Below are 6579 nucleotides of genomic sequence, written 5' to 3' on the forward strand. Positions count from 1 at the left end.
CAGTTGGCTGCCGACCGTCAGGCGGCAGCCGGGACGATCAGAACCGTCGTGTTGATGGCCATGGTGACCGAGCCCTTGACGATGGCGTCGGCATTGCCGACCTGCGTCGTCAGTTTCGTCACCGCCGCGTGAAAATAGAAAATGGTGTTTTTCCCGGTCGGAGTCGGCTTGTCGTCCAGCTCGATCCGGATCGCGTAGTCGGCATCAGCCGCAACCGCTGCAGCCAGCGCCACCTGGCCAGCATCCGCAGGATCACGCCCCAGCGTCAGCTGCAGATCGCCCGCATCAAAACTCGTCTTGAACTTGCGGACGCGCCGATTGTTCAGCGCCGTGAAATTGGCAAGGCCGACATTGTCGCCGAACTCGCCGATATCCTCGACCTCGCCGATCTCGGTCCAGGGCGTCAGCGCCGCGTACGCGGTCGGTGTGGTCGCGGCCGTGGTCGGGCCGATGGAAATGCGCGCCCCTGCGCCAGTCTGTACTGCCATTGTCGTTGTCTCCTGTGGACACGAAAAAGCCGCCTCGCGGGCGGCAGAAACCTCCATCTGGAGGATTGATCGGCGGCAGGCGCCGCGTATGTCAGAGTTGCTCGGTCAGGATTTCGAGGCTCATCTGCCCCATGAAGGTCAGCCCATCCGGCTCCGGGCTCGTCGCCTCGGTCAGTACCGTGCACAGCACCACCCGGCCCGAGACGTTACCGCTGTCGTCGGTGAGGTCGCCGCGCCGCCGGTGCAGCCCGCCACGGATGCGGCCCATGATGCGCAGGCACTCGGCCTGTCCGCTGTAGGCCGACCAGACCGACAGCGTCACCAGCCAGCGCCGTTTGAGATCCGTCAGCCGGTCTTGTTTGGCCGCGACCACCCGGCTGATCTGCACATAGGGCAGCGCCTGGCCGGGCCGCGCCACATCGTACACCGGCACAGCCGGCAGCGGCGGCACCGCGGAGAGCGCTGCCGTGAGCCGCTGGTAGACCCAGCGATTGACCTCGGTTGTCATTTTCTGGTCCGCGATTTGAGCGCCGCCCCGGCGGACAGCACGCCGCCGGTCGCCCGGCCGATCCGTGCCGCGATGCCCGGCGCGTTGAGATCCAGCGCCAAGCCCCATGAACGGGCTCGCCGGCATCGGCGGGATGTTGCGCTCCGCAGAGCCTTTGGTCCCGAACTCGATGAATTGCCAGTAGAACCGCTCACGCGCGGCTGTCCGCGACAGCAGCCCGATCCGCGCCCGTAAGCCGTCGCCATCAACCTGCGCACTCAGCGCCGCCGCCAGATCACCCGTGCGCACCGGTACCAGCCCGCGCATCGTGTCGAGCACGTCCTGCGCCCCGGCCTCGATCTCCCGCGCCACCGCCACCCGCACCCGCCCCGGCATCCCCTTGACCGCCGCCCGCACCCGGCCAACGCCCTTGATCTGCGACTTGGTCATGTGGTCACACGCTCCACACCGAGGGAAATTTCGGCAACCGCCCGTCCCCGATCCGTCACCGATATGACGCGGTAGGACGCTCCCGCGATCACGACGCGGTCATTGACTGCCGCCTGCCGCGTGCTGGCACTGCGCCGCACACGCACCTCGCCGCGCACCGGATCGGTGATCCGGCCCGCCTCGCGCCGCTCCCGCGTGGTCTCGAAAACCACATGGGCTGCACAGGCGCTGATCTGCACCGGCACCTCGGTCGCACCGCCGAGCCCATCCGGCACCCGGTCGAGGCGACTGATCACCACGCGCTGATCCATCTGCCCCGCGCGCATCAGAGGCTCCTCCAACGCAGCTGGCGGATCAGCGCCGACGCACCGCCCGGCATTTCCAGCGGCGACGCGCTCACTACAACGCCCTCGCGCAGCATGTCGAGCGCACCCACCCGCAACTTGACCAGCAACCGCGCCGCCGGCAGCCGCTCCTCCGGCAGGGCACAGAGATAGTCGACGCGCCACAGCGCCCCGGGCTGATACGCCGCAAGGCTCGGCAGATCGACCCAGGCGCCGCGCGCGTCACGGCCCCAGGCAGGACCAGCCACCAGCGTTGCGGTTGCCCCTTCGATCACGCGCAGGCTGACCTCGGTCACGTCAGGCAACGCCAGACGCTGCAGGCCAGCCTCGGCAAACTCCTCCCGCCAGCGCTGCGGCAGGATCACCCGGCCGAGCGCCCCGCCCGGCCCTTCAAGCTCGGAGACAACCGACGCCTCGAGCGCCGCCAGCGTTGCGTCATTGTCGCCTGGCTCATACCGCAGATGCTCGCGCAACTCGGCCACGCTGACGACCGGCCCCGCAGGAGCCTCGATCCGGACCGCCGGCATCACACACCCGTCTTGCCTGCCCGCTTGGGCGATGACGCGGCAGCCTCGTCGTTCTGCGCGTCGTTAGCGCTGACCTGGTCCGGCTCGCTCTGATCCGTGTCATCCCCACCACCAGCATTCGGGTCATCCGCTACATCGACACAGCCAAGCGCAATGGCTGCTGCCAGCAGCTCGGGCGGGCATTCGCCGCCAGCCTCGATCACCACCGGATAGATTTCCCCGGCCCTGACGCCCTCGAACGGCTTCGTCACAATCGGCATCGCTCATCTCCTTGGAAAGGCGGCGGGCGCACACCGCGCCCGCCGGGATCAACGTCAGGCCGCCACGCGGTGATAGCGCATCCACTCCGGATTCCAGAGCCCGCCGCCGACGCGCCTGGTCGTGTAGAACAGCACGTATGGCTTACGCGTGTAGGCATCGCGCAGCACCGAGACCCCGGTCCGGTCGAAAATCCGGTACGCCTCCGCCATATTGCCGTAGACAATCGGGATCGCATTGGCGGCGACATTCGGCAGACCGGACAGCTCGCGCACGGGCTCGCCGTTGAGCGTGGCCGGCTGACCCGCCTGATAGGACGGCTGCCAGAGATAGTTGCCATCACCGTCCTTCAGCTTGCGGATCGCGCGATACGTCAGCCGGTTGGCATACAGGGCTGCACCGGCACGCCGCTCCGCCGGCAGGCTGGTCGTGAGGTCGATCAGACCATCGGAGGTGAGTGCCGCAGCCGCACCGGTCTTGATCTCCTCGACCGCTCCGAGTGGATGGCGCTGCGCCGCCGGACGCGCCGCCTCCGCAGCAGCATCATAGTTGAGCAAGCCGGTCGGCTTGTTGACGCCGTCGCCGGAGATGAAGGCGACGCCCTCCTGCCGGGCAAACTCGGTGTTAACCTCGCTGGCAAGCCATGCCGCGATGTTGATCTCGCTGTCCTCGAGGATCTGGTTGGTCGCGGCCGGCTGAGCGTAGATCTCGCCAAACGCAAAACCGTACTCTGCCAGCTGGCTGCTGTTCGTTTCAGGCCGGGTAGCCGTTTCCCCACCCAGCCCGAGGACGTCCCGCCGATGTTGTAAAGCCGTTTGAAGCCGCGTCCGGTGACGGTCTGCACAGCAGCGAACTGGCGCATGGGAGAGATCAGCACCAGCTTGTCAGTGATCGTCCGATCCCACTCGACCGGCGCGGTGTAGCCACCGTCCGAGTCAGAGCCGACCGAATAGGCCGCCGAAACCCCCTGCACGCGCATCGCCGCCTTGACCGCATTCTCGTCGACGCGCCCTCGCACAAACGCATCAAACGTCTGCGCGTAGGCCCGGTCTGCCTCAGTCATCACCGCCGGTGCGCCCGGCCCGTGATCCCGGGCAGCCGCTCGGATCGCCTGCTGATCGAGCGCCGCTTGCAGCTCGCCGACCTGAGCGTTGATGCGCTCCAGCTTCTCGGCCGTCACCACGTCGGCATACTGCGCCTTGATGCCAGCCAATTCCTCGGCGTGCGTCTTTTTGAACTCCTCAAACGCCTGACCCAGCTGGGCCAGAACCGCATCAGGGCCATTGCCCTGCGCGCGAGCGAACAGGATGCCGCGCTGTCCGGCGGCGCTGGTATGAATAGTCATCTTTTCTGTCTCACTTTTTCAGGGTGGCAATCAGGCGCTGTACGGCGCCAACGTCCAGACCAGCGCCGGGCATGGTCTCAGCGGCAGCGCCAGGCGTGCCGGGGAAGGCCTGCCGCATCAGGGCGCGCCGCTCGGAACGCGGCACCCCCGCCTTGGCAAGCTTCATGTCGAGCCGCGAGCGTGCGGCTTTCTGCGTGTCCGTCGTCGGACTGAGGTCCGGCGCGGTGAATGTCTCGTCGGCAAAGGCCAGCTCGATGGCACTCCCTGCAGAGAGCCAAGTCGTCTCCTTCATCATTGCGCGAATCTCGACTTGGTCACGGCCCGTGCGGGCGGCGTAGATCCCGGCCATCGCCTTATCGAACTCCCGGAACGCCTCAGCAGCGCTGGCAAAATCTGCTTCACCGCCGACAACTGAACCCCAGCTGTTGTGGATCATCAGGAACGAGCCGAGCCCCATTTGCACCGTGTCACCCGCCATGGCGATGATCGAGGCCGCAGAGGCCGCGAGCCCCATCACCCGCACGGTCACCCGTGCCGGATGCTCGGCGAGCAGGTTGTAGATGCTGACGCCCTCGAACATGTCGCCGCCGGGGCTGTTGATGTTCACGGTCACGTCGACCGGGCCGATCTGCCGCAGCGCGCCCGCAATCCGTTTGGCCGTCACGCCCTCGCCGGTCCACCAGTCCTGACCGATCACGTCATAAATCGAGATCGTGGGCGTCTCGTCGCCCTCGGCCGCAAGCGGCGTCCACCGTTCCAGCGCTTTGGATGCCGGTTCGCCGACATAGGCCAGGGGCCGCTCGATCTGCACGCTTGGCAAGGTGCGCAGGCTCATTGACGTGTCTCCTTCTGGCCGGGCATCGGCGGCAGGTTGCGCGCCTCCGGCAGGTCCATGAATTCGCGCACCTCGTCGATTTCCAGCCACGGGTGATGCCCGCCGGAGCCGAGGCCGCGCGCGAAAAACTCGCTTTGATCTTTCATGTTTCCGCGCAGCAACGCGCCCGCGTTGAACTTGGCCTCCAGCTCGTCCGCCCCGGCATCCGTCAGCAGATCGCGGGCAACGGCCTGCTCCCAGGCCTCGAACCACGGATTGAGCCCGTAGAGCACGAACATCTGCCCTAGCTCGGCGATGCCCGATCCCCAGGACGTATCGGCCATGCCGAGCAGCGGTCTCGGCACTCCGAACACGCGACCGATCTCCTCGATCTGGTGCGCCCGCTGCTCCAGTGCCTGAGCATCACGGCCCGTGGTCGGCGCGGCATTGAGCGTCATCCCCTCCTCGAGGATGATCGTGCGGTGCGCATTCTCCGCGCCCTCGCGCTCATCAAGGCTCGCCTTTAGGCGTTCGAATGCCTCTGGCGTTACCTGCCCCTTTGTCTCGAGGACCAGACCTGCCATCACGCCGCGACGGAACAGGTTGGCCGCCGCGCGCTCAGTCTGCATCGCAAGCGCGATGGCCTCGGCCGCTTGCTGTACCAGCGAGAGGCCGGTGATCCCATCATCCGACAGGCCGAACCGCACGTGAAAAACCTCGCTCTGCGGCAGCACAATCCGCGAGCCATCGCGGTTGCTGACGACATACTCCAGCCGCCAGTCATCGCGCTGTCGCGGCATGACCGACGCAATCGGGACGAGGGCCACGACATTGCCACGCGAACGGATGATCCGCGCATAGGCGCTGCCCTGCGTCAGCGCCCGTTGCTGCATCAACGCCCGAAACTCGAACGATGTTTGCCACGGGTTAGGCCGACGGTGCAGGATCTTGAACAGCGGATGGTCCCGCTCCTTGGTCCTGTCCGCCATGCGGATCAGATGCAGCGGCAGCTGCCCGACCGCAAACGAGATCAGGCTGACGCTGCGCAGGACAGCCGGATTGCGCAGCGCAACCTTCGGCGTCACCGTCAACCCGGACTGTGTTGTCCGCTGGCCGAGCGCATCGACGATCAGCGCATATAGCTCCGGCGACGTGAGCGACAGGCCACCCTCGGCACGCGGCGCCGGGTCCCGGCGAAAGAGGTCAAGCAGTCGCTTCACAGCATCAATATCCCGCGTGTCTCATAGACCGAGGGGGGCGGAGCTGCGCGCGTGCGGCACGTGGCAACACCGATGGACATGGTCAGCGTGACCATGCCGTCGATGCGCCCCGTCGCTTTCTGCTTGTCCAGCATCCGGTGCCCGGTCCGGTTTTGGGTGTAGGCGGTATGTGCCGCGCAGCTCGTCATCATCGGGTTGCGCTCGATCACGATGCGGCCCTCGAGGACCGCCGCTTCCATTTTGTTGATGCTGTCCGGCATCCAGAGATAGATTTCCTGCTCGCCCCCGGCAGGTCCTTGTCGGTCTCCAATACCCGCCGGTTGAACCCTGCGGGTGGATCACGAACGGGATGGGACTGGCCGCCGTCGAGCAGTGTTCGCGAGCCGCTCCAGCCTGTACTGATCCGCCGCAACCTCGCGCGGTCGCGCCCTCGCGCTATGCGCTGCAGCGCGTCGGCCACCCAGGCATAGCGGATGCGGTCACCGTCCACCGGCTCTATGAACCCGTCGCGCGCCCAGACCTCATAGGGCGCTTTGTCCGCCGCCAGCGCTCGCGCAGCGTGTCGCCCGGCGTCCAGAACCACGTCTTGCTGACAAACCGTCGGTGTCCTTGGTCGGGTCGAGCACCCAGGTCAGCGTGAAGGCCG

General features: G+C 66.7%; 8 protein-coding genes and 1 pseudogene. All 9 read right to left on the bottom strand.

Features of this window, described 5'->3' with window-relative positions; genetic code table 11:
- Positions 1-17: 17 nt before the first annotated feature.
- A complete protein-coding gene (locus OVA12_RS17005; protein WP_268133675.1) occupies positions 18-488 on the bottom strand; it encodes a phage tail tube protein in 471 nt (156 codons plus the stop codon).
- 91 nt (positions 489-579) lie between these two features.
- The gene (gp17, locus tag OVA12_RS17010) at positions 580-1425 is read right to left on the bottom strand and encodes a tail completion protein gp17 (RefSeq protein ID WP_268139420.1); all 846 of its coding nucleotides are present in this window, start codon (positions 1423-1425) and stop codon (positions 580-582) included.
- Positions 1422-1751: a phage head completion protein gene (locus OVA12_RS17015; protein ID WP_268133678.1), complete on the bottom strand. Its 330-nt coding sequence runs from the start codon at positions 1749-1751 to the stop codon at positions 1422-1424. Before OVA12_RS17015 ends, gp17 begins: the two co-directional genes overlap by 4 nt.
- Complete coding sequence (locus OVA12_RS17020; protein WP_268139422.1) at positions 1751-2296, bottom strand: hypothetical protein; 546 nt, start codon at positions 2294-2296, stop codon at positions 1751-1753. The genes OVA12_RS17015 and OVA12_RS17020 overlap by 1 nt, the downstream gene beginning before the upstream one ends.
- Positions 2296-2556 (bottom strand): hypothetical protein, encoded by a 261-nt coding sequence (locus tag OVA12_RS17025; RefSeq protein WP_268133680.1) that lies wholly within the window; start codon positions 2554-2556, stop codon positions 2296-2298. The genes OVA12_RS17020 and OVA12_RS17025 overlap by 1 nt, the downstream gene beginning before the upstream one ends.
- A 54-nt stretch (positions 2557-2610) precedes the next feature.
- Positions 2611-3899, bottom strand: a pseudogene (locus OVA12_RS24000) (phage major capsid protein).
- A gap of 10 nt (positions 3900-3909) precedes the next feature.
- The gene (locus OVA12_RS17040) at positions 3910-4734 is read right to left on the bottom strand and encodes a head maturation protease, ClpP-related (protein ID WP_268133682.1); all 825 of its coding nucleotides are present in this window, start codon (positions 4732-4734) and stop codon (positions 3910-3912) included.
- The gene (locus tag OVA12_RS17045) at positions 4731-5933 is read right to left on the bottom strand and encodes a phage portal protein (RefSeq protein WP_268139424.1); all 1203 of its coding nucleotides are present in this window, start codon (positions 5931-5933) and stop codon (positions 4731-4733) included. Before OVA12_RS17045 ends, OVA12_RS17040 begins: the two co-directional genes overlap by 4 nt.
- Entirely contained in the window at positions 5930-6193 is a 264-nt protein-coding gene (locus OVA12_RS17050; RefSeq protein WP_268139426.1) for a hypothetical protein, read from the bottom strand. Before OVA12_RS17050 ends, OVA12_RS17045 begins: the two co-directional genes overlap by 4 nt.
- Between the last annotated feature and the right edge of the window lie 386 nt (positions 6194-6579).

The organism is Pannonibacter sp. SL95 (assembly GCF_026672425.1).
Classification (GTDB): domain Bacteria; phylum Pseudomonadota; class Alphaproteobacteria; order Rhizobiales; family Stappiaceae; genus Pannonibacter.

Bases quoted from the DNA above. Each gene is read 5' to 3' on its own strand.
- OVA12_RS17005 (WP_268133675.1), bottom strand. From the start codon at position 488: ATGGCAGTACAGACTGGCGCAGGGGCGCGCATTTCCATCGGCCCGACC.
- gp17 (WP_268139420.1), bottom strand. From the start codon at position 1,425: ATGACCAAGTCGCAGATCAAGGGCGTTGGCCGGGTGCGGGCGGCGGTC.
- OVA12_RS17015 (WP_268133678.1), bottom strand. From the start codon at position 1,751: ATGCGCGCGGGGCAGATGGATCAGCGCGTGGTGATCAGTCGCCTCGAC.
- OVA12_RS17020 (WP_268139422.1), bottom strand. From the start codon at position 2,296: ATGCCGGCGGTCCGGATCGAGGCTCCTGCGGGGCCGGTCGTCAGCGTG.
- OVA12_RS17025 (WP_268133680.1), bottom strand. From the start codon at position 2,556: ATGCCGATTGTGACGAAGCCGTTCGAGGGCGTCAGGGCCGGGGAAATC.
- OVA12_RS17040 (WP_268133682.1), bottom strand. From the start codon at position 4,734: ATGAGCCTGCGCACCTTGCCAAGCGTGCAGATCGAGCGGCCCCTGGCC.
- OVA12_RS17050 (WP_268139426.1), bottom strand. From the start codon at position 6,193: ATGCCGGACAGCATCAACAAAATGGAAGCGGCGGTCCTCGAGGGCCGC.